General features: G+C 71.2%; 24 protein-coding genes. 13 read left to right on the top strand and 11 right to left on the bottom strand.

Annotation, left to right across the window (positions count from 1 at the left end; genetic code table 11):
* The first annotated feature begins 275 nt into the window (after positions 1-275).
* The 3 genes from JYA75_RS12295 (at position 276) to JYA75_RS12285 (ending at position 3,103) form a co-directional block, all read left to right on the top strand.
* Positions 276-1,232 carry a TauD/TfdA family dioxygenase gene (locus JYA75_RS12295; protein WP_043803264.1) on the top strand — a complete coding sequence of 319 codons (957 nt, stop codon included), beginning with the start codon at positions 276-278 and terminating at the stop codon, positions 1,230-1,232.
* Between the two features lie 62 nt (positions 1,233-1,294).
* On the top strand, positions 1,295-2,044 hold the full coding sequence (locus tag JYA75_RS12290) for an SDR family oxidoreductase (RefSeq protein ID WP_185712916.1): 750 nt from the start codon (positions 1,295-1,297) through the stop codon (positions 2,042-2,044).
* A gap of 6 nt (positions 2,045-2,050) precedes the next feature.
* Positions 2,051-3,103, top strand: a complete 1,053-nt coding sequence (locus JYA75_RS12285; RefSeq protein ID WP_185712917.1) for a DUF2804 domain-containing protein — start codon at positions 2,051-2,053, stop codon at positions 3,101-3,103.
* Positions 3,104-3,113: 10 nt separating this feature from the next.
* On the opposite strand, the gene JYA75_RS12280 is transcribed toward JYA75_RS12285, so the two are convergent.
* The gene (locus JYA75_RS12280) at positions 3,114-4,226 is read right to left on the bottom strand and encodes an Ig-like domain-containing protein (protein ID WP_239010597.1); all 1,113 of its coding nucleotides are present in this window, start codon (positions 4,224-4,226) and stop codon (positions 3,114-3,116) included.
* 129 nt (positions 4,227-4,355) lie between these two features.
* Entirely contained in the window at positions 4,356-5,402 is a 1,047-nt protein-coding gene (locus JYA75_RS12275) for a UDP-N-acetylmuramate dehydrogenase (protein WP_043803272.1), read from the bottom strand.
* A gap of 71 nt (positions 5,403-5,473) precedes the next feature.
* On the opposite strand from JYA75_RS12275, the gene JYA75_RS12270 reads away from it, so the two are divergent.
* From JYA75_RS12270 to JYA75_RS12260, 3 genes are all read left to right on the top strand, one after another.
* The gene (locus JYA75_RS12270) at positions 5,474-5,977 is read left to right on the top strand and encodes a DUF2505 domain-containing protein (protein ID WP_006946535.1); all 504 of its coding nucleotides are present in this window, start codon (positions 5,474-5,476) and stop codon (positions 5,975-5,977) included.
* A 64-nt stretch (positions 5,978-6,041) separates the two neighbouring features.
* The gene (locus JYA75_RS12265) at positions 6,042-6,548 is read left to right on the top strand and encodes a DUF2505 domain-containing protein (RefSeq protein ID WP_006946528.1); all 507 of its coding nucleotides are present in this window, start codon (positions 6,042-6,044) and stop codon (positions 6,546-6,548) included.
* Between the two features lie 6 nt (positions 6,549-6,554).
* Positions 6,555-7,388, top strand: a complete 834-nt coding sequence (locus JYA75_RS12260; protein WP_029545190.1) for a hypothetical protein — start codon at positions 6,555-6,557, stop codon at positions 7,386-7,388.
* Here JYA75_RS12260 and JYA75_RS12255 read toward each other — a convergent pair.
* Entirely contained in the window at positions 7,334-7,951 is a 618-nt protein-coding gene (locus JYA75_RS12255; RefSeq protein WP_029545192.1) for a type IV toxin-antitoxin system AbiEi family antitoxin, read from the bottom strand. The two genes, JYA75_RS12260 and JYA75_RS12255, sit on opposite strands and share 55 nt — an antisense overlap.
* A 103-nt stretch (positions 7,952-8,054) precedes the next feature.
* Here JYA75_RS12255 and JYA75_RS12250 point away from each other — a divergent pair, with 103 nt between their 5' ends.
* Positions 8,055-8,792 (top strand): DUF2993 domain-containing protein, encoded by a 738-nt coding sequence (locus tag JYA75_RS12250; RefSeq protein WP_043803277.1) that lies wholly within the window; start codon positions 8,055-8,057, stop codon positions 8,790-8,792.
* Between the two features lie 39 nt (positions 8,793-8,831).
* On the opposite strand, the gene deoC is transcribed toward JYA75_RS12250, so the two are convergent.
* Complete coding sequence (gene deoC / locus JYA75_RS12245) at positions 8,832-9,497, bottom strand: deoxyribose-phosphate aldolase (protein WP_006946525.1); 666 nt, start codon at positions 9,495-9,497, stop codon at positions 8,832-8,834.
* Between the two features lie 64 nt (positions 9,498-9,561).
* On the opposite strand from deoC, the gene JYA75_RS12240 reads away from it, so the two are divergent.
* Entirely contained in the window at positions 9,562-10,086 is a 525-nt protein-coding gene (locus JYA75_RS12240) for an N-acetyltransferase (RefSeq protein ID WP_006946524.1), read from the top strand.
* A gap of 74 nt (positions 10,087-10,160) precedes the next feature.
* On the opposite strand, the gene JYA75_RS12235 is transcribed toward JYA75_RS12240, so the two are convergent.
* Positions 10,161-13,580, bottom strand: a complete 3,420-nt coding sequence (locus tag JYA75_RS12235; RefSeq protein ID WP_050035629.1) for a serine/threonine-protein kinase — start codon at positions 13,578-13,580, stop codon at positions 10,161-10,163.
* A 488-nt stretch (positions 13,581-14,068) separates the two neighbouring features.
* Here JYA75_RS12235 and JYA75_RS12230 point away from each other — a divergent pair, with 488 nt between their 5' ends.
* From JYA75_RS12230 to purU, 5 genes are all read left to right on the top strand, one after another.
* Entirely contained in the window at positions 14,069-14,686 is a 618-nt protein-coding gene (locus tag JYA75_RS12230; RefSeq protein WP_043803279.1) for an MBL fold metallo-hydrolase, read from the top strand.
* The gene (locus JYA75_RS12225; protein WP_239010575.1) at positions 14,683-17,094 is read left to right on the top strand and encodes an FdhF/YdeP family oxidoreductase; all 2,412 of its coding nucleotides are present in this window, start codon (positions 14,683-14,685) and stop codon (positions 17,092-17,094) included. Before JYA75_RS12230 ends, JYA75_RS12225 begins: the two co-directional genes overlap by 4 nt.
* Positions 17,082-17,906 carry a formate dehydrogenase accessory sulfurtransferase FdhD gene (fdhD, locus tag JYA75_RS12220; protein ID WP_006946513.1) on the top strand — a complete coding sequence of 275 codons (825 nt, stop codon included), beginning with the start codon at positions 17,082-17,084 and terminating at the stop codon, positions 17,904-17,906. The genes JYA75_RS12225 and fdhD overlap by 13 nt, the downstream gene beginning before the upstream one ends.
* A 292-nt stretch (positions 17,907-18,198) precedes the next feature.
* On the top strand, positions 18,199-19,059 hold the full coding sequence (locus tag JYA75_RS12215; RefSeq protein ID WP_006946511.1) for a class I SAM-dependent methyltransferase: 861 nt from the start codon (positions 18,199-18,201) through the stop codon (positions 19,057-19,059).
* A 43-nt stretch (positions 19,060-19,102) separates the two neighbouring features.
* On the top strand, positions 19,103-19,990 hold the full coding sequence (gene purU, locus JYA75_RS12210) for a formyltetrahydrofolate deformylase (RefSeq protein ID WP_006946510.1): 888 nt from the start codon (positions 19,103-19,105) through the stop codon (positions 19,988-19,990).
* Positions 19,991-20,013: 23 nt separating this feature from the next.
* On the opposite strand, the gene JYA75_RS12205 is transcribed toward purU, so the two are convergent.
* The 6 genes from JYA75_RS12205 to JYA75_RS12180 form a co-directional block, all read right to left on the bottom strand.
* Positions 20,014-21,558 carry a molybdopterin-dependent oxidoreductase gene (locus JYA75_RS12205; protein ID WP_037201062.1) on the bottom strand — a complete coding sequence of 515 codons (1,545 nt, stop codon included), beginning with the start codon at positions 21,556-21,558 and terminating at the stop codon, positions 20,014-20,016.
* Positions 21,559-21,619: 61 nt separating this feature from the next.
* Positions 21,620-22,657 (bottom strand): alpha/beta hydrolase, encoded by a 1,038-nt coding sequence (locus tag JYA75_RS12200; protein WP_006946508.1) that lies wholly within the window; start codon positions 22,655-22,657, stop codon positions 21,620-21,622.
* Between the two features lie 70 nt (positions 22,658-22,727).
* Complete coding sequence (locus tag JYA75_RS12195) at positions 22,728-23,630, bottom strand: diiron oxygenase (protein WP_006946507.1); 903 nt, start codon at positions 23,628-23,630, stop codon at positions 22,728-22,730.
* Between the two features lie 82 nt (positions 23,631-23,712).
* Positions 23,713-24,006, bottom strand: coding sequence for a DUF2516 family protein (locus JYA75_RS12190; protein WP_006946506.1), 294 nt, complete (start codon positions 24,004-24,006; stop codon positions 23,713-23,715).
* A gap of 76 nt (positions 24,007-24,082) precedes the next feature.
* On the bottom strand, positions 24,083-24,913 hold the full coding sequence (locus JYA75_RS12185) for a hypothetical protein (RefSeq protein WP_006946505.1): 831 nt from the start codon (positions 24,911-24,913) through the stop codon (positions 24,083-24,085).
* Between the two features lies 1 nt (position 24,914).
* Entirely contained in the window at positions 24,915-25,463 is a 549-nt protein-coding gene (locus JYA75_RS12180) for a helix-turn-helix transcriptional regulator (protein ID WP_006946504.1), read from the bottom strand.
* Positions 25,464-25,523 lie beyond the last annotated feature (60 nt).

The following is a 25,523-nucleotide window of genomic DNA, read 5'->3' as shown; positions in this document are numbered from 1 at the left end:
CGAAGGGCGGTGTCAGCGACAACACAGTTCGCGCGCCAGCGGCAGCCGCGAGCCCAGCGCGGCGGTCACGTAGGTGACCCGCGGAGCACGGAGACGGCGAGCTGGCATATCCGCAACCTAGCCGCCGCGCGCCACTGTGTCCAATCCGCACGGCGTCCGATCCGCACGGCGACGCGGCGGCAACGGTCCCGATCACGGTGACGGAAACCCTTACGCCGGCCCGCCGCCGGTGATGAGGTCGACGGCACCAACGTTCGATCTACGAAAGGTCCTCCATGTCCGTGGATTTCGATACCCGCACCGCCTCCGCTCGCGACGTGTCCGTGGTCCGTCTGGGCGGGCACATCGGGGCCCGCGTCGACGGCGTGCGGCTCGGCGGCGATCTCGACGAGGCCACCGTCGAAGCGATCCGGCGCGCCCTGGCCGAGCACAAGGTGATCTTCTTCCGGGAACAGCACCACCTCGACGACGCGTCGCAGTACGCGTTCGCCGAGTTGCTCGGCACGCCGACCACCGCGCACCCGACGGTCACCTCGCGCGGGGCGCACGTGCTCCCGATCGACTCCGACTACGGCAAGGCGAACAGCTGGCACACCGACGTCTCGTTCGTCGACCGCATCCCGAAGGCGTCGATCCTGCGCGCGGTGGAACTGCCCGCCTACGGCGGTTCGACCACGTGGGCTTCCGGGGTGGCGGCCTACGAGGGCCTGCCCGCCCCGCTGAAGACCCTGGCGGAGAACCTGTGGGCCACCCACACCAACCTGTACGACTACGCCGCCGAGAGCGCGGAGCAGCTCCGCGACGGCGCCGACGAGCGGGTCGCCGAGTACCGCGCCGAGTTCCGGTCCGAGTACTTCGAGACCGAGCACCCGGTGGTGCGCGTGCACCCCGAGACCGGGGAGCGGTCGCTGCTGCTCGGCCACTTCGTCAAGGGCTTCGTCGGGCTGAGCGGCCGGCAGTCGCAGGCGCTGTTCCGGCTGCTGCAGGACCACCAGACCCGGCTGGAGTACACCACCCGCTGGAACTGGGCCGCCGGGGACGTGGCGGTGTGGGACAACCGCGCCACCCAGCACTACGCCGTCGCCGACTACGACGGCCTGCACCGTCGCCTGAATCGCATCACCCTCGCCGGGGACGTCCCGGTGAGCGTGCACGGCGAGGCGAGCCGGTCCGTCGCCGGCGACGCGAGCGCCTACTCGGTCGTCGAGGTGCCCCGCCCGCTCGCGTCGTGACGGGCGCCGCGGTCGCGCGGACCCCCGCGCGACCGTATCCGGGGCACCCTAGGATCGCCTGCATGACGATTTCTCCCGATTCCCGCGTGGCCGTCGTCACCGGTGCCTCCTCCGGCATCGGCGAGGCCACCGCCCGAACCCTCGCAGCCCAGGGCTTCCACGTCGTCGTCGGCGCTCGCCGCGTCGACCGGATCGAGAAGCTCGCGGACGAGATCGGGGGCACGGCCCTCGAGCTGGACGTCACGGACGAGGACTCGGTGACCGCCTTCACGACGGTGCTCCCCCGGGTGGACGTGCTGGTCAACAACGCGGGCGGCGCCAAGGGCATGGCCCCGGTCGCCGAGGCGGACCTCGACGACTGGCGCTGGATGTGGGAGACCAACGTCCTCGGCACCCTGCGGATGACGAAGGCCCTGCTGCCGAAGCTCGTCGACTCCGGCGACGGCCTGATCGTCACGATCACGTCGGTGGCGGCGTTCCATGCCTACGACAACGGCGCGGGCTACACCTCCGCCAAGCATGCCCAGGCGGTGCTGCACCGCACGCTGCGCGGTGAGCTGCTCGGCAAGCCGGTGCGCCTGACCGAGATCGCGCCGGGTGCGGTGGAGACCGAGTTCTCCCTCGTGCGGTTCGAGGGGGACGCCGAGCGCGCCGCCAAGGTGTACGAGGGCATCACACCGCTGGTGGCCGAGGACATCGCGGAGATCGTCGGTTTCGTCGCGTCGCGCCCGCCGCACGTGAACCTGGACCAGATCCTCGTGCAGCCGCGCGACCAGGCCGGCCCCATGCGCTTCCACCGCACCGCCGAGTAGGAACCGGTGGGCATCGAGAGGGACGCCGGGCAACGCCGCCTCTCCCCGGGGCCGTTGCTCGACGTGCGGGGCCGTCTCGCCGAGGCCGGCTGGGCCGGCACCGAGGTCCGGGCCTACGACCGGTCCCGGGTCGCGGCACCGCGGTGGCGGATCAAGGAGTGGGACTACTACTGCGTGCTCGCCGACGGCGACGACGGCCCGTTCGGTCTCGCGCTGACCGTCGCCGACAACGGCTACATGGGCCTGCTCGGCGTGAGCTGGCTCGACCTGGCCGGCCGTGCGGACACCACCGAGAACGCGATGATCCCGTTTCCGCTCGGACGGTTGCGGTTGCCCGCCTCCGCGGACGCGGGCGATGTGGTGGTCGACCGGCGTGGAATGCGCCTCGAGTTCCGGCACGAGCGCGGCGCCCGGCGGCTGATCGTCCGGCATCCCGGATTCGCGGGCGGGCGGGGCCTGTCGGGCGAGGTGGTGCTCACCCCGCCCGGTGCCGAGCGGATGGTCGTCGCGATCCCGTTCCCCGGCGACGAGCGGGCGTTCTACTACAACCAGAAGATCCCCGGCCTCACCGCCGCCGGCACCATCACGGTCGGCGGCCGCGAGCACACCTTCGACCCCGCCTCCGCGTTCGGGGTGTTCGACTGGGGCCGGGGCGTGTGGACCTACGACAACACCTGGTTCTGGGCGTCCGCATCGGGACGGCACGAGGGGCGTCCCTTCGGGTTCACCGTCGGCCACGGCTTCGGCGACACCGCCGCCGGAAGCGAGAACATGCTCCTGCTCGACGGCATGGCGCACAAGCTGGAACGGGTGCGGTTCCATCTGCCTCACGGCACCTACGACGGCGCGCCGTGGCGGTTCTCGAGCAACGACGGCCGGTTCGAGATGGGGTTCGAGCCGATCCTCGACCGCGCCGCCGACGTGAACGCCCTCGTCCTGCGCTCGACGCAGCATCAGGTCTTCGGCCGGTTCACCGGCCACGTCACGCTCGACGACGGTGCCCGGCTCGAGGTGCGCGAGCTTCTCGGATTCGCCGAGAAGGTGCGCAACCGCTGGTAGTGCGCCTTGCCTACAGCGCGGACATCGACTGCCAGGTGGGCCAGTCGATCGCCCAGTCGTACAGGTCGCCGTCCGCGGCGGACAGCTCGATCGACGTTCCGGACACCTCGACCGGGTCGCCGTACATCGCCGTCGCGAAGTACTCCTGGGCGTCCCCGAGCGAGAGGTTGATGCAGCCGTTGGTGACGTTGGTCGCCCCCTGCTGGCCGAGGGTCGCGGGGTTGGCGTGGATGAACTCGCCGTTGTTGGAGATCCGCACCGCCCAGCGTTCCCGCACGTTCTCGTAGTACGGCGGGTTGGACATCAGGAAGTCCTCGTGCTTCTCGGTGACCACGTGGACGCCGCTGCGGGTGACGTTGCGGGCTTCGTTGCCCTGCCCGTAGCTCACCGGGATGTCCATGATCGTCACCCCGTCACGCACCACCTGCATGCGGTGCGACGTGGCGTCGGCCACGACGACCTGGCTCCGGCCGACGGTGAAGTCGAGGGTGAGGTCCTCCGCCCCGTAGGCGCCGTCGCCGTAGTCGAGGCCGTAGAGCCGCGCGTCGAGGTGCACCGCCGTGCCCGGCGTCCAGTACTGCTGCGGGCGCCAGTGCGCGCGGGCACCGCCGTTGTCGTCGGGCAGCCACGCCCAGCTGCCGACGGTCGGCGGGTCGGTGCCGACCACCATGGCCTTCTCGACGGCGGCCTTGTCGGTGATCGGGCCGTCGAACTGGACGATGATCGGGGCGGCGATCCCGACCGGCTGCGCGTCGGCGATGTTCAGGTTCGCGGAGACGACCCGGTCGGGGTCGACGGTGTCGAAGCTGCCCTCGACGGCCACGGCCTCGCCGTCGGAGCCGACGGCCGTGCCGGACCAGCGGTAGGTCGCGCCGTAGCCGAGCGGTTCGGCGACGGTGTAGCTGCGGCGGTCGGCGGCGAGGGCGCCACGCACGACGGTGCTCGTTCCGACGTTCGTGAGGGCGACGTCGGTGAGCTCGCCGTCGGTGACCGAGACGCGGATCGGGGTGGTGGGGTTCACGTCGGTGGCGCCGTCGGCGGGGTCGGTGACGATCGACACGACGGGCGCGGTGCCGGTGGGAACCGCGCTCCCGCCGGGGCCCGACGAGCACGCCGCGAGCACCGCGACGAGTGCGAGCAGCCCGAACCACAACAACCGACGACTTCGTTCACCCAGGTGGAGCACTCCGACGAGGGTACGCCCGCCGCGCGGTCGCGTCGCAGCGCGGCGGCAGGTCCGGCAGACCGGCTCTCAGATGAAGCAACCCACGGTGACCGGCTCCGGCTCGAGCCGCACACCGAACGCGTCCTGCACGCCGTCGCGCACCTCCCGCGCGAGGGCCACCAGATCGGCGGTGGTCGCGGTGCCGCGGTTGGTGAGCGCGAGGGTGTGCTTGGTGGACAGCCGCACCGGCGCGCCGGGGCCGGGGAAGCCCTTGCCGAACCCGGCCCGCTCGATCAGCCATCCCGCGGAGAGCTTGGTGCCGCCACCGGCGGGGAACCGCGGGATCCGCACGTCGGGCCCGACGCGTTCCTCGACGGCCGCGAGCACGCGGGGCAGCTCGTCCTCGGCGAGCACGGGATTGGTGAAGAACGATCCGGCGCTCCAGGTGTCGGGATCGTCCGGGTCGAGCACCATGCCCTTGCCCCGGCGCAGGGCGAGCACCTGCTCTCGGACCTCCGCGGCCGGGCGTCGCTCGCCCTCCTCTGCGTGCAGGGCCGACGCCAGCTCCCGGTAGCCGATGGGGGCGCTGGCCCCGTCCGGCCGCACGGCCAGGTCGACCTCGAGGACCAGGGCGTCGTCGGAGTGCTTGAGGACACTGGTGCGGTACCCGAGCCCGAGGTCCTCGGGGCCGATCCACCGGACGTCGCCGCTGGTGCGGTCGAGCAGCCGCACGGCCCTCAGAATCGACCCGACCTCGACGCCGTAGGCGCCGACGTTCTGTACCGGGGTCGCACCCGTGGAGCCGGGGATGCCGGACAGGCATTCGAGCCCGCCGAGGCCCGCCTTCACGGTCAGGGCGACGACGTCGTCCCACCCGGCGCCGGCCTCGGCGCGCACGGTGTCCTCCCCCGGCTCGATCCCGGTGGTCGCGATGCGCACGACCACACCGTCGAACCCGCCGTCGCCGATCACCAGGTTGGAGCCGCCGGCCAGGACGAGGGTGGGGACGCGTGCCGCGTCGAGCAGGCGGACGACCTCGACGAGGGTGTCGGTGGTGGTGCACTCGGCGAGCAGCCGGGCCGGACCGCCGAGCCGCAGCGTGGTCAGCGTCGACAGCGGCACGTCCTCGGACACGACGGCGCCCGCCTCGACGAGTTGGGCCCCAATACGCGGATCAGACACCCGCAAACGGTAGCGTGCCGACCATGGGCAGCCGCATCGACCATTACTCGCACTACGCGTTCCCCGTCGCCACGGTGCACGCGGCGCTCGTCGACGAGAACTACTGGCGGAGCCGCCTGGCGGAGATCGGCGGGCCGGGCGCGACGCTCGAGGACGTGCGCACCGGTGACGGGACGATCGACCTGCACATGACCCAGTCCATCCCGGCCGAGCACCTGCCGAGCTTCGTCACCAACTTCCATCCCGGCGACCTGGTCATCCATCGGCACGAGTCGTGGCAACCGGTGACCGGGGACCGCGCGACGGGCCGCTTCTCCGCGCACGTGGACGGGCTGCCGGGAAAGGTGGACGGCACCTCCACGATGGCGCCGGACGGCGCGGGCACCATCGTCGAGATCGACGGCGAGGCCGAGGTGCGGATCCCGTTCCTCGGCGGCAAGATCGAGGGCATCATCGTCGAGCAGATCGTCGAACTGTTCGACGTGGAGCGCACCTTCACCGCGAAGTGGCTGTCCGAGCCGCACTGACGAGGCCGTTGCGGGACGGTGACGATTTCCGTCGTTCGGTAACGAACCGGTAACCTCGCGTGTCATGGCCCGGCGAATCGACTACTCCGCCCGCTATCCGTACAGCCCGGAGCAGGTGTACGAGGCGCTCTCGGACCGCGCGCACTGGGAGGCGCGCATCGTCGAGATGCGCAAGTACTCCGAGAACCACCTCGCGGAGTTCGAGGTGTCGGACGACGGCATCGACCTGGTACTGCACCACGTCCTGCCGCGCACGGAACTGCCCGAGATCGCCCAGACGGTGATGAAGAAGGACATGGTCATCACCCGTAAGGAGACGTACACCCCCTTCGGCGACACCATCACCGGCAGCTACCAGGCCTCGGTCCCCGCGGGTCCCGGCAGCCTCACCGGCACGATGGAACTGTTCGCCTCGGACGGCGGCAGCACCCTGCGCACCACCTCGGAGGCCAAGGTCTTCCTGCCGTTCATCGGCGGCAAGCTCGAGCAGCTCATGCTCGTCAACCTCGTCGACCTGTTCCGCACCGAGGCGGAGATCACCGCCGGCTGGCTCGCGCGCCGGTTCGGATAGTCCCCCGTGCGCGCCCCGCGCCCGGAAGGTGTCGTCACCCGCGGCACCACGGGCATCAACCGCCTGCGCCGCAGCGACCGCTGGCTGATGCACCACCCCGACGTCGCCCGCGTCCTGCACTCCCGGGACGACGCGCTCGTCGTCGACCTCGGCTACGGCGCGATGCCGGTGACCACCCTCGAGCTGGCCGCGCGGCTGCGCACGGTGCGTCGCCGCCTCCGGGTGGTGGGTCTCGAGATCGATCCCGACCGGGTGGTGCCGGGGCGGGACGGCGTGGAGTTCGCCCGCGGGGGCTTCGAGCTGGCCGGGCTCCGGCCGGTGCTGATCCGCGCGTTCAACGTGCTGCGCCAGTACCCGGAGGAGGCGGTGGCGCCGGCGTGGGATCGGCTGCGGTCCGGGCTCGCGCCCGGCGGGTTGCTGCTCGACGGCACGTGCGACGAACTGGGCCGGCGGTGCGCGTGGGTGCTGCTCGACGAGCACGGCCCGCGCACGCTCACGCTGGCGTGGAGCCCGTTCCACTCGGACACCCCGTCGGACCTGGCCGAGCGTCTGCCGAAGGCGCTGATCCACCGCAACGTGCCGGGGGAACGGATCCACGAGTTGCTGCAGGCGGCGGATCGGGCCTGGGCGTCGGCGGCACCGCACGCGGCGTTCGGACCGCGCGTGCGCTGGCGCGCGACGCTGGACCTGTTGCGCGCCCAGGGCGTGCCGGCGGCATCGCAACGCCGGCGGCTGCGGGACTGCGTGCTGACCGTGCCGTGGGACTTCGTCGCCCCGGCGCAGGCTCAGCCGGCCGCGAGCAGTGCCAGCTCGATGCGGTCCGCGACGGCCGCGGGCTGATCGGCGACCGCGGCGTGCAGCTGCGCCGAGGTCACCCGCCCGATGGCGATGGCGTCGCCGACGAGTTCGTCGAGGACCTCCTGGGAGACCCCACCCGCGGCGAGGTCGACGGCGGTCCGCGCGGGGGTGGTGATGCGGAAGCACCCGACCTGCTCGCAGTCCTGTGCGCGCAGCTGCCGGTGGTGCAGGGCGAGCCGGTTGCTCGGCACGGTTCGCTGGTCGGCCGTCGACAGGTGCAGGAAGCGGGGTTGCAGGTGCCCCATGCCGTGCAGGTCGGCGGCGCTCTGGTGCGAGACCACCGCCGCGCCCTCGTACCAGGCGCACCACTGCGCGAACTCGTCGAACTTCGTGTGCGGGCTGTCCCCGAGCCGGAACAGGTCCGATTCGATCCGGACCCAGTGCCCGGCCGCGATCCGGCCGACGAAGTCGATCGTGGCGATGCCGTGGGCAATGGCCTGGCGCGCGGTGAAGAAGCCCGCCTGCGCGAGCGCGGTATGTCGCAGGGCCTCGTCCGGATCCACCCGGCCGGAGGCGTCGTGTTCAGGTTCCGTCCAGCCCGTCATGCCGCCACAGTACCCGAACAACTGTGTCCCACCTCACACTTTCTGGTAGTGGGACCGCATCTTCACAGACCTTCCTCAGAGTTCTTCGGAACAATCCCGAACCATGACGAACCGGAAGCGCATCCCCTTCGCCACCATCGGCATCGCCCTCGCCGTCGCGCTGGTCGCGGTGCTCGTCGGCGCCGAGGTGTACGTCCGCAACCGTGCCACCAACTGCCTCGCGCAGTCGTTCGAGAGCGAACTCGGCACGAACGTCGACGTGGATCTCGGGTGGAAGCCGGTGCTGCTCTCGCTCGTGGACAAGCAGGTCTCGTCCGTCACGCTCGACAGCGACGACACGGCGTTCGGCCCCGCCCAGGAGATGCAGGTGCACGCCGTGGTCCGCGACGTGGATCTGCGGGAGAGCGCCGCCGGGGCCGGGACCATCGGCAGCTCGAGCGCCGACGTGGTGTGGCCGTCGTCGGGCATCCTCGCGACGGTGCAGACCCTGCCGCTCGGCTCGCTGATCACCGACGTCACCCCGGACGCGAACGCCGGCACCCTCCGCTTCACCGTGGGCGGCGCGGACCTGGTGGAGCTGACCGTGCGGCCGGAGGCCCGGAACGGGGCGATCGCCGTCGAGACGGTGGACGCGTCGCTGTTCGGCATCGGGTTGCCCACGGCACTGGTCGACGGCATCGTCCAGATCCTCACCGAGAGCCTGCAGCAGTACCCGCTGGACATGCAGGCGACGGCGGTGTCGGTCACCGACTCCGGCATCGCGGTGACGCTCGAGGGCGGCGCCTACACGATGCCGGAGGCCCCGGCCGGACAGCAGTCGCAGAACCAGCTCGACTGCTGAGGCCGCGGCCCGATACTCGCTGAGGCCGCGGCCCGGTGCTCACTCCGGCAGGTCGTCGAGCACCGCGCGGGTGCCGGACAGGCCGAGCCGGGTGGCGCCGGCCTCGATCATGGCCAGCGCCGCCTCGGCCGTGCGGATGCCGCCGCTGGCCTTGACGCCGAGCCGGCCGCCCACCGTCTCGGCCATCAGCCGCACCGCGTGCACCGACGCACCCCCGGCGGGATGGAACCCGGTGGACGTCTTGACGAAGTTCGCGCCGGCCCGCTCGGCGGACCGGCACGCCTCGACGATCGCCTCGTCCGACAGCGCCGCCGACTCGATGATCACCTTGAGCACGGGCTCGAACCCGATCGCCTCCCGGACGGTGAGGATGTCGGCGAGCACGGCGTTGAAGTCCCCGGCGACGGCCGCTCCGATGTCGATCACCATGTCGATCTCGGCGGCGCCCTGATCCACGGCGAGCCGGGCCTCGGCGCCCTTGATCAGCGAATGGTGCTTGCCCGACGGGAAGCCCGCCACGGTGGCGACGACGAGTCCGTCCGCCCGCAGCGGCAGCATCGACGGCGACACGCACACCGACCAGACGCCGAGCTCGCGGGCCTCGTCGACGAGCGCGCGCACGTCGGCCCCCGACGCCTCGGGCTTGAGCAGGGTGTGGTCGACCATCGCGGCGACCCGGGCACGGGTGAGGGTGGTCTCCGGCATACCCGTCAGCTTTCCACAGCGATATTCCGTTGCCCGGCCCGACGCCGGTGTCCACACTGCTCTCGTGTTCATCCGACGAGAACTTCCCGCCGACGTCCCCGCGATCGGCGACGTGCACCGCGCCGCATTCACGCCGCTCACCCCAACCGGCGCGGAGCCGGTCGAGCCCGGCCTGGTCGAGGCGCTGCGCGCCGGCCCGGCGTGGCTGCCCCGGCTGTCACTGGTCGCAACGGACGCCGAGGGCACGGTCGTCGGGCACGTGTGCGTCACCCGCGGCACGGTCGACGGCGAGCCGGCGCTGGCCCTCGGGCCGATCGGGGTGCTTCCGGAGTTGCAGCGCGCCGGCGTCGGGGGCGCTCTGATGCACGCGGTGCTCGGCGCGGCGGACGCCCTCGACGAACCGCTCGTGGTGCTGCTCGGGCACCTGGACTACTACCCCCGTTTCGGGTTCGTCCCGGCCGCCGAGCTCGGTGTCGAACCCGACGTGCCCGAATGGGCGTCACACCTGCAGGCCCGCGCGCTCACCGCCCATCGGCCGCAGCTGCGCGGGGTGTTCCGCTACGCGCCTCCGTTCTACGAGATCGGCTAGCCCGAGCGGGCCGTCGGGGCAGCAATCGCGGTGTCGCGATGCGCTCGATTCGGCGTTCCCCGGGGTGGGAGGACTCACGTGTTCTCCGACGCCGCGGACGGCTGTGGTGCTGTGTGCAGCCGATCGAAGAAGTGGGCGAGGGCGGGGCTGATGCTGCGGCCGTGTCGTTCCGAACCGACCCGCCGAACGAGTTCTCGCACAGCGGGTCCGGTATCGAGCACCGGCTGAACCAAACCCGACCGTGCACACTGCTCGAGGACGGGCAGTAACACCCGTTCCGCTTCCGGGAGTGAGCCGACCGTGACAAGGCACTCGGTCAGCAACAAGCGGACATAGAGGGATGCTCTGGGCCGGTCGGTGGCGCTGATCGACTCGGTGAGGATTCGGGCGCGCCGGCACGCGTGTGTCCGGTCACTGTCGGAGCCGGCGGCGAGCAGCAGCCGGATTGCCGCCTCTTCCGTGGTCTCGGCCGTGACCTGGGCGATCCCGTCAGGAACGTCGCTCGGAAGCCCGGGAGGAAAGGTGTCCGGGGAGACCTGCGATATCCCGATGCCCGTCCGGATGCGCTCGTTGGTGATGTACACCGCCAGGCGGGGCAGTTGCAGTGACAGCGCCAGCCGTTCCCCTTCAGCCAGTCGCTCGGCGGCCTGTTCGTGCTGCCCCAGGCGATGCTTCAGGCGAGCGCCGATGACGTACGTGGCGAGCATGAACTCGACGGTTCCGCCTTCGGCGCCGAGGCTGTAGCTCTCGTCGAGCAGGCCTTCGGCCTCGGCGAGGTTTCCCTGTTCGTACAGCAATTCCCCGAGGAGGGCACCGGTGAGCCGGGAGCTGTAGGAATTGTCTTCGTCGGAAGCGGTGGCCAGGTGCATGGCGTGGCGCAGGCTCGTCTCGGCGCCGTCGAGATCGAGTTGTTCCCGTGCGGCCACTGCATCGAGGCAATAGCCGTAGATGACACTGAACGGCCCGGAGGCGCGGCGGTGATGCGGGCGTGCCCATTGCTGCCAGCGCCGGGCCTCGTCGAAGTCGAACCGCTGGATCTCGCGGAACGAGGCCACATCCGCGACACCGCACAGAATCCACGGGCGGAGTCTGTCGGCGCGGGCGATACACGCCTCGAGTGCCTCGTCGAGGTGGTCGAGACGGTCGTCGAAGACGGTGATGGTGGCCCGGATGAGATCGGCCTCGGCTCGGGCGTCAGCCTCTTCGTCGCCGGGCACGGTCGGCAGCACTGCCTCTAGGCGGCTGAGGGCGTCGTTGGCCGCAGCGCGGTGGTGCAGCAGCGCGTGTGCCCAGGCCACCGCCAGCTGCAGGCGTGGCCGCATCGCGCCGGCGGTCGTCGGTAGCTTGGTCTCCAACCCGAGCAGAGTGTTCATCCGGGATTGTTCGAGCAGTGGGATTGCTTCCCGCTCGACCACGTCGATCGCCGCGTCGTCGTCGCCGGCGGCGTGGAAATGATCGACCGCCGCGCTCAACAGGTGTTGATCGGCGAACCATCGGGCCGCGGTCCGGTGCAGTTCGTGCAGGCGTTCCGGGTCGCCTCGTTCGAGCCGGCGGCGTAGATAGTCGGTGAACAGGTGGTGGTAGCGGAACCACTGTCCCTCCTCGTCGAGCCGGGTGAGGAACAGGTCCCGTTCTTCGATGTCTTCGAGCACGGCCTGGGCGTCCCGGCGGCCGGTCAGGGCGGTGGCCAGGGCTGCGCACGTGCGTTCGCTGACCGCGGTGGCCAGCAGGAAGTCGAGCAGGTCCGGTTCGAGGCTGTCGAGGACGTTCTCGGCGAGGTACTCGCCGAGAGCGCGATGCCGGCCCGACAGCTGGCGGATGACCGTCCGGGGGTCACGGTGTTCGCGTATTGCCAGCGAGGCCAGCTGCAGGGCCGCCGCCCACCCGTCGGTTGTTTCCTCGAGCTCGGCAACGTCCTTGTCCTCCATGGTCAATCCGGTGGTACCGGTGAGCAGCTGGCGGGACTCGTCGACGTCGAAGCGCAGTGCGGCGGCGTCGATCTCGATCAACTCGTTGTGCACGCGCAGGCCGCTCAGCGGCAGACCCTGCCGGGCCCGGCTGGTGACGACCAGCTGCAGGTGGTGGCACCCTTGCTCGAGCAGGAACCGGGCGATGGCCCGGCTGGCAGGGTTGGTCACCCGGTGCCAGTCGTCGAGGACCACCGCGATGTGCTGCCCGCCCGTGTGTGTCCGGTTGATGAGGGTGGTCAGCACGAACCGCTCGGCGCCCTCCCCGTGTGCCTCCAGGACACGGGTCAGCTCTCTGCCGAGCCGGGGCAGGGTCACCGTGACCGCATCGACGAGATGCGCGAGAAACCAGGCGGGGGTGTTGTCGTCTTCGTCGATCGACAACCAAGCGGTCTTGCCGCCGTCGTGCTCGAGCATCCGCACGTACTGGGTGGCCACGGTGGTCTTGCCGTATCCGGCCGGGCCGTGGATCAAGATCAGCCGTGCCCGGGTCGCGGTACTGAGCCGGTCGAGCAGCCGGGTGCGCTGCACCATCGCGTGAGCCGCGACCGGGGGGCGGTACTTGGTCGCCACGGCGGGCGGGCGAGCAGGCACGGACGCACCGGCCGAAGGGTCGAGGCGCAGATACGCCGCGGTCGCGGGGGATTCGCGACTTTCCGGCTGCGGTGGGCTCTCCTCGTCCCAGACCAACGGCAACGGCAGGTCGGCAACGGTGTAACCGAGGTCCGCCCCGGCGCTGCGCAGCGCCTCCCCCAACCCCGCCGCCGTGCCGAAGCGGTGGGCGGGCTCACGGGCCATCGCCTGCTCGATCACCGCACACACACCCTCCGGAACATCCCGCTCGCGCAGGTCCGGGATCGGTTCGGTGCTGATCCGCAGCAGCTGCGCCACCAGTTCCTCCCCGCGGCGCCGCGCGTAGGCCGGCCGGCCGGCCAGCGCGGTGAACAAGGTGGCGCCGAGTCCGTAGACGTCCGAGGCGACCGACGGAGACTGCCCGTGCAGCAGCTCCGGCGCGGTGTAGGCGGGAGAGCCCACCACCAAGCCTCGCGTGGTGTCCTGCCGATCCGACAGCCGGGCGATCCCGAAATCGGTCAGTTGCGGTTCGCCGTACTCGGAGATCAGGATGTTCGCCGGTTTGACGTCGCGGTGCAGGACACCCGCCCGGTGTGCCGTCTCGAGCGCCCCGGCCATCTTGATGCCGATGTCGAGAACTTCGGCAACCGTGCGGGCCCCGCGCCGGTTGATCCAGGCCTCGAGGGAGTCCCGGCGGTGGAACGGCATCACGATGTAGGGACGCCCGGTACGGGTGACGCCGGCCTCGAGCACGTGCACGATGTTCGGATGCCCCGACAGCCGGCCCATCGCCTGCTGCTCGCGCAGAAACCGCACCCGGTCGGTCTCGTCCGGACTGGGGCTCATCACCTTGACCGCGACCACCCGGTCGAGGGCGGGCTGACGACAGCGGTAGACGATGCCGAAACCTCCCTGCCCTGCCACCCGCGGCTCGACGAAACCGGCCGCGCTCAATTCGTCCGCGAGCTCCCTCGGAGGCGGATCAGCGGGACGTTCGGCGGCGTCACCGGACACCGTGCACCCGGTCTTCGGACCGAGTCCGGCACGGCAGTAGGTGCACCACGGCACTCCCGGGAGCCGGTTCTGCCGGCCGGTGCTCTGCGGACTTGATCATGACGCCACCTCGGATTGCTTCCGATTCTAGGCGCCACCCGCAGAAATTCACTGGCGGTGGGGAGCGCGAGGGCCTGGGCGCACTGCCCATCGGGACAGGCCGATCTGATCGTTCGGCCAGTTCGTCGGCAAGTCGGCGGACTTTACGGTGGATCCGGCAACGACCGTTGACGGTCGGGCAGGACCAGCTGTGTTCGATGAAGATGCGAGGGACCACGTGTGCGATCGGAAGGCCTACCGCGGTGCGCGTTCCTGTGGTGCAGGCTCACGCCCAGGGGTATTCGGGTCGGGGACACGTGCAGTGAGCCGACCGACGGTACGAGCCTGACGTGAGTGAGGGTTTTCGGATCGACCGCGTCTGCGTTCGACGAGCACGGCCCCCGGGGCCGTTCTTCGCCGATCCCGGAGAAACGAACGTCTGGCTGGTCGGCGACGACCGGGACGTGGTGGTCGTCGATGCGGGTGGTCGAGCCACCGACATCGCCGACGCGGTCGGTGACCGATGTGTCACCGCGGTGATCTGCACCCAGGGTGGCCGGGCCCACGTCTCGGCCGCGGTCGACGTGGGCGTGGGACTGTGTGCTCCGATCCTGCTGCATCCGGCCGACCACGCGTTGTGGCAGGCGGTGCACGGGCAGCGTCGCTATTGGCGACTCGACGACGGGCAGCGCATCGCCGTCGCCGGTGAGGAGATCCGGGTGCTGCACACTCCGGTCGCCACGCCCGGGTCGGTGTCGTTGCATCTTCCACACCTGGGCGTGGTGTTCACCGGCGACGTCCTCCGGCACGGGTGTGAAGCGCCCGGACACACCCCGCCGCCGAGCACGGCGCCCGGGCCACTGTCGGCGTTACCGGCCGACACCCGAGTTCACCCCGGCCACGGCGACAGTTTCCTTCTCGGCGAGGCGTTCTCGCCGACCGATCGATGGGTGCGACACAGCGCATGACGAACACCACGGACCGGCACGTCTTCGACGAGAACGACATCCAGATCACCGACCCCAAGTCCTACGCGGCCGGGGTGCCCGCGGTGCTGGTGTCGCTGCGTCGTGGTCTCGAGCAGATGGGCCCGCTTCGCACCGCCCGCACCCTGGCCCGGCTGAACCAGCGGCACGGCTTCGACTGCCCGGGGTGCGCCTGGCCGGAGACCCCGGGGCATCGCAAGGCCGCGGAGTTCTGCGAGAACGGCGCCAAGGCCGTCGCCGAGGAGGCCACCACCCGGAAAGTCGGCCCGGAGTTCTTCGCCGCCCATTCGATTCCGGAGTTGCTCGCGCAGACGGACTTCTGGCTCGGGCAGCAGGGCCGGCTGACGCATCCGATGATCATCCGACCGGGCAGGGCGCACTACGAGCCGATCGGCTGGGACGAAGCCTATGCGGTGATTGCCGAGCACCTGCGTGCCCTGCCGAATCCGGACGAGGCGATCTTCTACACCTCCGGCCGCACCTCCAACGAGGCGGCATTCGTCTACCAGCTGATGATCCGGTCCTTCGGCACCAACAACATGCCGGACTGTTCGAACATGTGCCACGAATCCTCCGGCACCGCCCTGACCGAGACCATCGGCATCGGCAAGGGCTCGGTGTCGGTCACCGACCTCGAAGACGCCGACCTGATCCTCATCGCCGGCCAGAATCCCGGCACCAACCATCCCCGCATGCTCTCCGTGCTCGAGAAGGCCAAGGCCAACGGCGCCACGGTGATCGCGATCAACCCCCTGCCCGAGGCCGGGTTGCTGCGGTTCAAGGACCCGCAGAAGGTGAACGGCGTGCTCGGTGACGGCGCACAGATCGCGGACGAGTTCCTGCAGATCCGCATCGGCGGGGATCAGGCCCTGTTCCAAGGGCTGGCCAAGCTGCTGCTCGAGGAGGAGGACCGTCGGCCGGGCACCGTGCTCGACCGCGAGTTCCTCGACAGCCGGTGTGCCGGGTTCGAGCAGTGGGCCGAGCACATCCGGGCCGTCGACCTCGCCACGGTGCTCGAGGCGACCGGCCTGACGCGCGAGCAGATCGAACAGACCGCCCGCGCCCTGATCGCCTCGAACGCCACCATCGTGTGCTGGGCGATGGGCCTGACCCAGCAGACCCACGGTGTGGCCACCATCCAGGACGCCGTGGCCTTGTTGCTCATGCGGGGGATGATCGGCAAACCCGGAGCGGGGGTGTGCCCGGTGCGCGGGCACTCCAACGTCCAAGGCGACCGGACGATGGGGATCTGGGAGAAGATGCCCGAGTCCTTCCTGCAGGCTCTGGACGACGAGTTCGGCATCCGCAGTCCCCGCAGGCACGGCCTCGACGCGGTCGATTCGATCCGCGCCATGCGCGACGGCGCCGCGCACGTGTTCATGGCGATGGGTGGCAACTTCCTCTCCGCGACCCCGGACACCGATGTGACCGCCGCCGCGCTGCGCAACTGCGCGCTGACGGTGCAGATCTCGACCAAACTCAACCGCAGCCACCTCGTGCACGGGCGCACCGGGATCATCCTGCCCTCGCTCGGCCGCACCGACAAGGACGTCCGCAACGGCCGCAAACAACTGGTGTCGGTGGAGGATTCGATGTCGGTGGTGCATCTGTCCCGCGGTGGCCTGACGCCGGCCGGCGAACAGTTGCGCAGCGAGGTCGCCATCGTCTGCGAGCTCGCGCAGGCGTTGTTCGGGCCGGATCACCCGGTGCCGTGGCGCGCGTTCGCCGACGACTACGACGCCATCCGCGACGCCATCGCCCGCGTCGTGCCCGGGTTCGACGACTTCAACACCCGGGTCCGCCGACCGGACGGGTTCGTCCTGCCGCACCCACCCCGCGACGAGCGCCGCTTCCACACCGCCACCGGAAAGGCGAACTTCGTCGTCAACGACCTCGACTGGGTACCGGTGCCCGAGGGCCGGCTGATCCTGCAGACCCTGCGCTCCCACGATCAGTACAACACCACCATCTACGGCCTCGACGACCGCTACCGCGGCGTCAAGGGCGGCCGGCGGGTGCTGTTCGTCAACGACCGCGACCTCGAGTCGTTCGGCTTCGCAGCGGGCGACCGGGTGGACCTGATCTCCGAATGGCCCCGCCCCGACGGCACCGTCGAAGCGCGCCGCGCCGACGACTTCCGGCTCGTCCCCTACCCCACCCCGGTCGGCAACGTCGTCGCCTACTACCCCGAAACCAACCCCCTGATCCCGCTCGACCACGTCGCCCGCAAGTCCAACACCCCCGTGTCCAAGGCCGTCACCATCCGCCTCGAAGCCCACACCCCTCGGCGCGAGGGCGCCGCGGCACCGGGCACGGCGACCGGCCGGCCTTCCCCCGGATCACCCGGGCGAGGCGAACTGGTGCACCGGAGCGTCGCATGGGACGAGTAACCACCCGCACCCGCATCACCCGCATCCACGCGAACCGACAGTCGACACGCCCGGATACCGTGGTCGTCGAAGAGCCCCTCGAACTCAGGGTGAACGGCACCGCGCTGGCGGTGACCATGCGCACCCCCGGCTCCGACATCGAACTCGCCCAAGGCTTCCTGCTCACCGAAGGCATCGTCGGCGACCGCGGCGACATCGCCGCGATCCGCTACTGCCACAGCACCGACGAGAACGGCCGCAACACCTACAACGTCCTCGACATCGACCTCGCCCCCGGCGTCGCACTGCCCGAGACCGGCATCGAGCGCAACTTCTACACCACCTCCTCCTGCGGAGTGTGCGGCAAGGCCTCCCTCGACGCGATCCGCCAACGCACCCGCCACGCCCCCGCCGACGACCCCGTCGTCGTCGACCCCACCGCCCTGTCGGGCATGCCGCACACCCTGCGCGAGGCGCAGAAGGTGTTCGACCGCACCGGCGGCCTGCACGCCGCCGGCCTGTTCACTGCCACCGGTGACCTGCTCGCCCTGCGCGAGGACGTCGGCCGGCACAACGCCGTGGACAAGATCGTCGGCTGGGCCACCGAAAACCACCGCATCCCCGCCCGGGGAACGGTCCTGCTCGTCAGCGGCCGCGCCTCCTTCGAACTCGCCCAGAAGACGGTCATGGCCGGCATCCCCGTCCTCGCCGCCGTCTCCGCACCGTCCTCACTCGCCATCGACCTGGCTGACGAATCCGGGCTGACCCTGGTCGGTTTCCTGCGCGAGGACACCATGAACATCTACACCCACCCTCATCGAATCGGGGTGTGAGCAATCCGCAGGGTGCCCGTCCCCTCCGGCGAGCACGTGAAGGCCGCCGCGCCGCGCTCGTCGCACGGGCGCGAGCGGGCTGTTGTGGTGGCGAGCGGGCGGTTCCTGAGCCCTCCCCTCGCGGTTCGCCGCGAAATCCACCGCTCGACGCGGGATGTACCCGCTCGACGTCCCGGGTGCTCGCCATTCAGCATTCGGAACTGAAACGTTCGGAACTGCAATAGGGTATCGGCTGCACTCCCGCTGGGCATCCGAGGTTCCGTCCTCGGATTCGAGAACCCGAGGACGAGGCATGACCGACGCAGTGGACGAGACGGCACGGCTCGCGAGCACCTTCGACGACGCGAGCGGCGACTTCGACCGGCTCACCCCGACGGTGTGGGGCCCGGCGGGGCAGGCGCTGGTCTTCCAGCTCGGGCCCGGTCCCGGCGCGACGGTGCTGGACGTGTGCTGCGGCGCCGGCGCCTCGGCGCTGCCCGCCGCCGCGGCGGTGGGACCGACCGGCCGGGTCCACGCGATCGACGTCGCCGACGAACTGCTCGAGCTCGGCCGGCTCGTCGCCGCCGAGCGGGCGCTGCAGAACATCGACTTCGTGTGCGCCGACGCCACCACGTGGGAACCGCCGTCCGCGGTCCCGGAGGCCGGGTACGACGCGCTCGCCATCTCCTACGGCGTGTTCCTGCTGCCCCACATGGACGCCACATTCGACCGCTTGGTCGGCCTGGTCCGGCACGGCGGCCGGATCGGCGTCACCGTGTGGCGGGCCGGGGCGATGGAGGAGATCAGCGCGACGCTGTTCGACGTCGTCGGCCGCCGCAACCCGGCGGTGGCGGGCCGGCCGTCGCTGCGCGACCGGACACCGCTGCACGCGATCGATCTGCCGCGCACCCTCGAGGCGTGGCTCGCGGCCGCCGGCACCCACTCGGTGGAGGTACGCACCCTGTCGAATCTGCTGCCCGCCACCGAGGAACTGTGCTGGACGTTGGTGACCGCGACGGGCCTGCGGGCAGCCCTGGCCGGGCTCGACGCCGACGCGGTCGCCGCGGTGCGCGCCGAGTTCCTGGCGGCCGTCACCGAGCGCGGCATCCACACGATCGACGCGACCACCCTCGTCGGGACCGCCACCGTCCGGCGGCCCCCGGCGACGGTGTGACCGGCCGGAACGACCCGGATGCACACCTGAGACACTGGACGGCATGACCTCCGCTGCCTCGTCCGACGACCGTCGGTATGTACTGTCACTGGGCTGCCCCGACGCCACCGGCATCGTCGCCCGCATCTCGACCTTCCTCGCGGACGTGGGCGGCTCGATCGTCGAAGCCGGCTACCACGCGGACCCCGACAGCGGCTGGTTCTTCACTCGTCAGGCGGTGCGCGCCTCCTCCATCCCGCTCGGCCTCGACGAACTGCGTGAGCGGTTCGCGACCGTCGCGGCGGAGCTGGGCCCGGAGACCGAGTGGACGCTGCAGGACACCGGCGAGACCAAGCGGGTGGTGCTCCTCGTCAGCAAGGAGGGCCACTGCCTGCACGACATCCTCGGCCGGGTGGCCGCCGGCGAGCTGAACGCGGAGATCTGCGCGGTCGTGGGGAACCACCCCGACCTCGAGCGGGTGACCCGCCGGCACGGCATCGACTTCCACTACGTGTCCTTCCCCAAGGACCCGGAACAGCGCGGGCCCGCGTTCGAGCAGGTGCGCAAGCTCGTCGACGTGCACGATCCGCACGCCGTCGTGTTGGCGCGGTTCATGCAGATCCTGCCGCCCGAGCTGTGCGAGCACTGGGCGGGCCGGGCGATCAACATCCACCACAGCTTCCTGCCGTCGTTCATCGGCGCACGCCCCTACCATCAGGCCTTCGCGCGCGGCGTGAAGCTGATCGGCGCGACGTGCCACTACGTGACCCCCGAGCTGGACGCCGGCCCGATCATCGAGCAGGACGTGGTGCGCGTCGGTCACGCCGACACGGTCGGCGACATGGTGCGCCTCGGCCGCGACGTCGAGAAGCTGGTGCTGGCCCGCGGTCTGCGCTGGCACCTCGAGGACCGGGTGCTGGTGCACGGCAGCAAGACCGTCGTCTTCAGCTGACGTCCCGTTCCGGGGCTCGCCCGTCACCCGACCGTGACGGTCCGGCTGTGCCAGCCGGTGGCGCCGTCGGGGACGGGCGGGCGACGCTGCTCGTCCTGCACCCGGCCCTCGCCGTCCGTCGCGCGCACCTCGAGCACGTGCGTACCGGGCGTCGCGTCCCACCGCCACGTCCACTGCCGCCACGTGTCGAGGGAGTACTCCTCGGCGAGCACGGCGTCGTTCCAGGGGCCGCCGTCGACCCGGACCTCGACGCGGTCGATGCCGCGATGCTGCGCCCACGCGGTACCGGCGACGATCACGGGCCCGGGTTCGAGCCGGCCGAACGCGGCGGGGACGTCGATGCGCGACGCCGTCCGGACGGGGGCCTTCTCCGCCCAGCCGCGCCGCGTCCAGTAGGCCTCGGCCCGGTCGAAGCGGGTCAGTTCCCAGTCGACGACCCACTTGGTGGCGGAGACGTACCCGTACAGGCCCGGCACCACCTGCCGGGCCGGGTATCCGTGTTCGAACGGCAGCGGCTCGCCGTTCATCGCGACGGCGAGCAGGGCATCGCGGCCGTCGAGGACCGCGTCGACGGGGGTGCCGCAGGTGAAGCCGTCGACGCTGGTGGACAGGAGCATGTCGGCGTCGGGGCGGACCCCGGCCCGCGCGAGCAGGTCGCTCATCCGGTATCCGATCCAGCGGGCGTTGCCGGCCAGGTCGCCGCCCACCTCGTTGGACACGCAGGTGAGCGTGAGGATCCGTTCGACGGGTTCGAACGCGGCCAGATCGTCCCAGGTCAGCGTCACCTCCCGTTCCACCATCCCGTGGATGCGCAGGCTCCAGTCGGCGGTGCGCAACCGCGGCACCCGGAGCGCGGTGTCGATGCGGTAGAACTCCGCCGGTGAGGTGAGGAAAGGGGTGGCCCCGGGGACCGTCACCTCGGTGCCGGCCGGCACGGATGCGGCGGGCCGGGCGGGCCGCGGGATCAGGAACCGGGCGCGGTCCTCGACGGCCCGCGTCAGCCGGTCGGTGAGGTATCGGCCGGTCGCGCCGGCGGCCACGGCCACGGCGGCCGCGGAGCCGACCACCGTGAGGAACCGCCGGCGCGGCCACCCCGACGCCGGGGTCTCCGGCACGCCGTCGCGGACGTCGGATCGGGCGAGCAGCCGGATGGAGTACTGCAGCAGCGCCGCGCCCGCGAGGGCGCCGACGACCGTCGGCAGCGCGGCGACGGCCGTGGCGCCCGGCCGGCTCAGCGCCGCGTACACGCCCACCGCGGCCAGGGCGAGGATCACGAGGCCACCGCGCGGGCGGCCGGGCTGCTCGAGCAGCCCCGCCCCCACGGCGAGTACGGCCAGGATCACCGACATGCCGATGAACAGCGCCGGCTTGTCGGACGTGCCGAAGGTGTCGATCGCGAACTCGCGGGCCCACGCCGGGGCCCGGTCGACCGTGGTGGCGCCGACGGCGTAGAACGGCGACGACGCGGGCCCGATCAGCACGGCCAGCAGTTCTCCGACGCCGAGGACCACTCCGAACGCGATGAGGCCGGCGAGGGCGCGGGCCGCGCGGTGGCGCGCCACTGTCATGGGTCTCCTCCCGGTGGACTACACCGAGGGTTCGGCGCCGCGCCCGCCGCGGATGGGACCCTCAGGCGCCGGCCGGCATGCGATCGCGTTCGGCCAGGTGCAGCAGTTCGTCGTCGAAGGCGTCGATCGCCTCGACCGAGCTCATGTGCCCGATCCCGTCGAGCACCACGAGCCGCTCGAGGTGCCCGCAGGTCTTCAGGGTCTCGGCGAGCTTGCGGGCGTGCACCGGCGGTGTGAGCCGGTCCGCGGTGCCGACGAGCACGGTCGTCGGCACCGTGAGGTGGTCGAGCCCGTCGCGGATGTCGAAGGCGCTCAGCGCGGTGCCCCAGTTGCCGCGGGCCCGCGGCGTGCAGCCGAGCACGATCTTCTCGCAGAAGGCGACCTCGGCGGTGCTCGAACCGGGCGCGAGCGCGACGTACTTCAGGGCCCGGGTGGTGACGGGTGAGGCGACGAGCGGAAGGGCGGCGCCGAGGAGCCGGCGCGCGACGGGCTCCTGCACCCGCCCCAGCCGGGACGGCAGCAGCGCGGCCTCGGCGAGCAGGCTGTCGGTGCCGGTGCTCGCGAGCAGCACCCCGGAGGCCTTCTCCCGCACCTGATCGGGGTGGCGGCCGGCCCACGCGATGATGCTCATGCCGCCCATGCTGTGACCGGCGAGGACTGCCTTGCGGCCGGCCGGCACCGTCGCCTCGAGGACCGCGGCGAGGTCGTCGGCGAGGACGTCGGGGCCGAAGGTCCGGGTACCGAGGTCGCTGCGGCCGTGTCCGCGCTGGTCGTAGGTGATCACCCGGTAGCGGCCGGCGAGGGCGTTGATCTGCGGGATCCAGTAGTCGGCGTTGCAGGTCCATCCGTGGCTGAGCACGATCGGGTCGGCGTCCGGGTCGCCGTAGGCTCGGACGTTGAGATGGGCACCGTCGTCGGTGGTGAGGTCGATGACGTCGGGTTCCACCGTCGGCGGCGCGAGCAGCGCGTGCGGTGGCCGGTCGGCGGCGCGCACCACGGCGCGGCGTCGGCGGGCGCGGTAGGCCACGAGGCCGGCAACGGCAGCGGCGCCGGCCACCCCGGCGATCGCCAGGGTGGTCCTGCGGGACGGCTTCTTCACCTGTGTTGTTCTCCTGGTTGCTGGAACGACGGCCGTCGCGACGTGCGGCGGCCGGGGGACGGTCGCGCGGTCACAGGACGTGGGCGCGGCGGAGCAGCAGGGTGGACGGTCCCCCGATCAGGCCGACGTCGTCGAGGAACTCGATCGTCCGTCGTGCGCCCTCGCGGAGCCGGTCGTGGTAGTGGGTGTTGGTGCGGACCGCGGCGGTGGCCTCGGCGACGTCGAGTCCCGCGGCGGCGTAGACGTCGTCGTGGACCAGGCTCGTGACGACGAAGTACGCGGAGATGCCCAGCTGCAGCCGGACGCGTGCGCGGTCGACGCGGGAGAGGTGGCGCGTGCGGCGGATGATCTCCTCACGCGCGTACCGGATGTGGCGGGACTCCTCGATCACATGGATGCGGCTGACGGTGCGGGTGACGGGCTGGACCCGCTCGTCGCGCATGAAGTCGCGCTGCATCATGTCGAGGATCTCCTCGGCGAACAGGGTGCCGCCGAAGGCGAGCGCTCCGCTCGCGGTGGCCTTGAACAGCCGGCCGCTCTCCCGGATCCAGCGCTTCGGCCGGTAGGACGGGATCCCGAAGTGCTGTGCCGCGCGCGCGAACATCGTCGAGTGCCGGCACTCGTCGGCGATCTCGGTGAGCCCGAACTGGACGTAGGGGGTGGCGGGGTCGCGGCGGTAGAGGTCGCGCACGAGCATCTGCATCAGGATCATCTCGAACCAGATGCCGGTGCCGGCGATGCTGGCGGCCTCGTGCTGGGTCAGTACGATCCGCTGCCGCTCGGTCATCGACTCCCACAGGGCGGTGCCGTAGAGGCTGCTCCACTCGGGGGTCATGCCGTACTTGTCGGCAGGGACGGGGGCGTCCCAGTCGATCTCGAGGGCCGGGTCGTAGGAGGAGCGCGCCGCGGACGCCAGCAGGCGTTCGGCGGTGTCCTGACGGTCGGCGGTGCGGAAGGTCCGGGTGAGCGCCATCGTCGATCACCTCGTCTCGGTTGTTACCCGTTACTCGAAGTGTCACCAACCTGTCGGCGCTTGTCAAGGCTCCCGGGGAGAGCTACCACCGGCGCCGTTGCACCTCGTCCACCCGCGGCCGCACGTCGACGAGGTACACGCACACGGCGATGACCGCGATGATCCCGAGCATCATGAAGGTGCCCCAGAAGACGAAGATCACCAGCAGCGAGGCGGCGAGGATGCCGAGCCACACCGGCTTGGTGAGCTTGTCGACCGCGGGGAACGCCTCGGCCGGCTGCCGCACGGCATGCAGCAGCGCGAAGCCCGCCCCGGCGAGCGCGACGATCTGCAGAGCGAAGATGATCAGGGCGGCGAGAGAATCGACGTTGGGCACGTCCCCATGGTACGAGCAACGGCCCCCACGCGGAGGTCGCGTGGGGGCCGTCGGCGGTTCTACCGACCGGTCGAGATCAGGCGCCGGTGGTCTTGCGCGGCGCGGCCTTCTTGGCGGGCGCCTTGGCCGGAGTCTTGGCCGGAGCCTTGGCCGCAGCCGGGGCGGGCGCCTTGGCCGGGGTCTTCGGCGCGGCGGCCTTCTCCGCGGCCTCCTCGACCTTGGTGGCGGCCTCGTCGAGCTCGAGCGCGGCGGTCTCGACCCGGTCGGCGGCCTCCTCGGCGGCCTCCTGGGCCTGGCCACCGAGATCGAGCACCCGCATACCGGCCTCCTCACCGGCACCGGAGATGGCCTCGCCGACATCGCCGGCGGTCTCCTCGATCCGGCCGGCGGCGCGACCGGCGAGCTTGGCGGCCTGCTCGCCCACGGCGCGGGTCTGCCGCGCCACGGTGCCGAGAGCATCCTCGGTGAGCTCGACGGCGTCACCGAACGCGGCCTCGGCGCGGCCGATGCTCTCCTCGACGACCGGCTGCTTGCGCAGCCGCTCGATGGTCTCCTCGCCGCGCTCGGCGAGCGCGGTGTAGATGTCGGAGGCCACCTTCAGGTATGCCTCGGCCACCTTGCGCAGCTCCTCGGCAGTGAACTTCTCGCGCAGCTCGGCGAGATCCTCGGGCAGCTCGGCCGGCAGGCCCGCGAGACGCTCGCGCAGGGACTCGACGTTCTCGGTCAGGTCCTCCTGGAAGTCGGCGAGACGGCCCCGGGCGCTGTCGACCCGGTCGGTGACGTCGGTCTGGGTGGTCTCGGCGCGACGGCGGGTCCGGGCCACCACGTCGGCCACGGCCTGGACCACGGCGTCGCCGGCGCCGACGGCGGCATACAGCGGGGTGGCGAAGGTCTTCGGATCGGTCATGTCAGTTCTCCTGTTGGTCGGGGTCGGTCGCGCCCTTCGGGGCGGCGGCCTCGGATGCGGACGTCTCGGATGCGGATGCCTCGGGGGCAGATGTCCCCGGTGCGGATGCCGCCCCGGACGGGCGGGAACCGTTCTCGCGGCAGAACGATTCGTAGATGTCGAGCAGGACCTGCTTCTGCCGTTCGGTGAGGACGGCGTCGGCGAGCAGCGCGTCGCGCACCGCGCTCTGCGGACGTTGCTCCAGGATCCCGGCCCGGACGTAGAGGACCTCCGCGGACATCCGGAGACCCTTGGCAATCTGACCGAGCACCTCGGCCGAGGGCTTGCGCAGCCCTCGCTCGATCTGGCTCAGGTAGGGATTGCTGACGCCGGCGAGCTGGGACAGCTGACGCAGGGACACCTGCGCCGCCTCGCGTTGCGAGCGGATGAAACTGCCGATGTCCTGGGCGGCAGTGCTGACTACCCGGGTAGCGATCTCGGTGGCGCCGGACGCGTCGTCCTTGTCACCGTCCCCCCCGTCGGCGGGTTCACCCGATTCCTTCGTGGACACAACCTCAGCGTACGCGCAAGTGCTAGCTGTAGCAAGCACTCTGCTAGCAGGTGTGGCACG

The sequence above is a fragment of the Rhodococcus sp. PSBB066 genome, assembly GCF_017068255.1.
Taxonomy (GTDB): Bacteria; Actinomycetota; Actinomycetes; order Mycobacteriales; family Mycobacteriaceae; genus Rhodococcus; species Rhodococcus aetherivorans.
The sequence above is the reverse complement of the archived record's forward strand: the minus strand, read 5'-3'. Positions and strand labels throughout refer to the sequence as shown.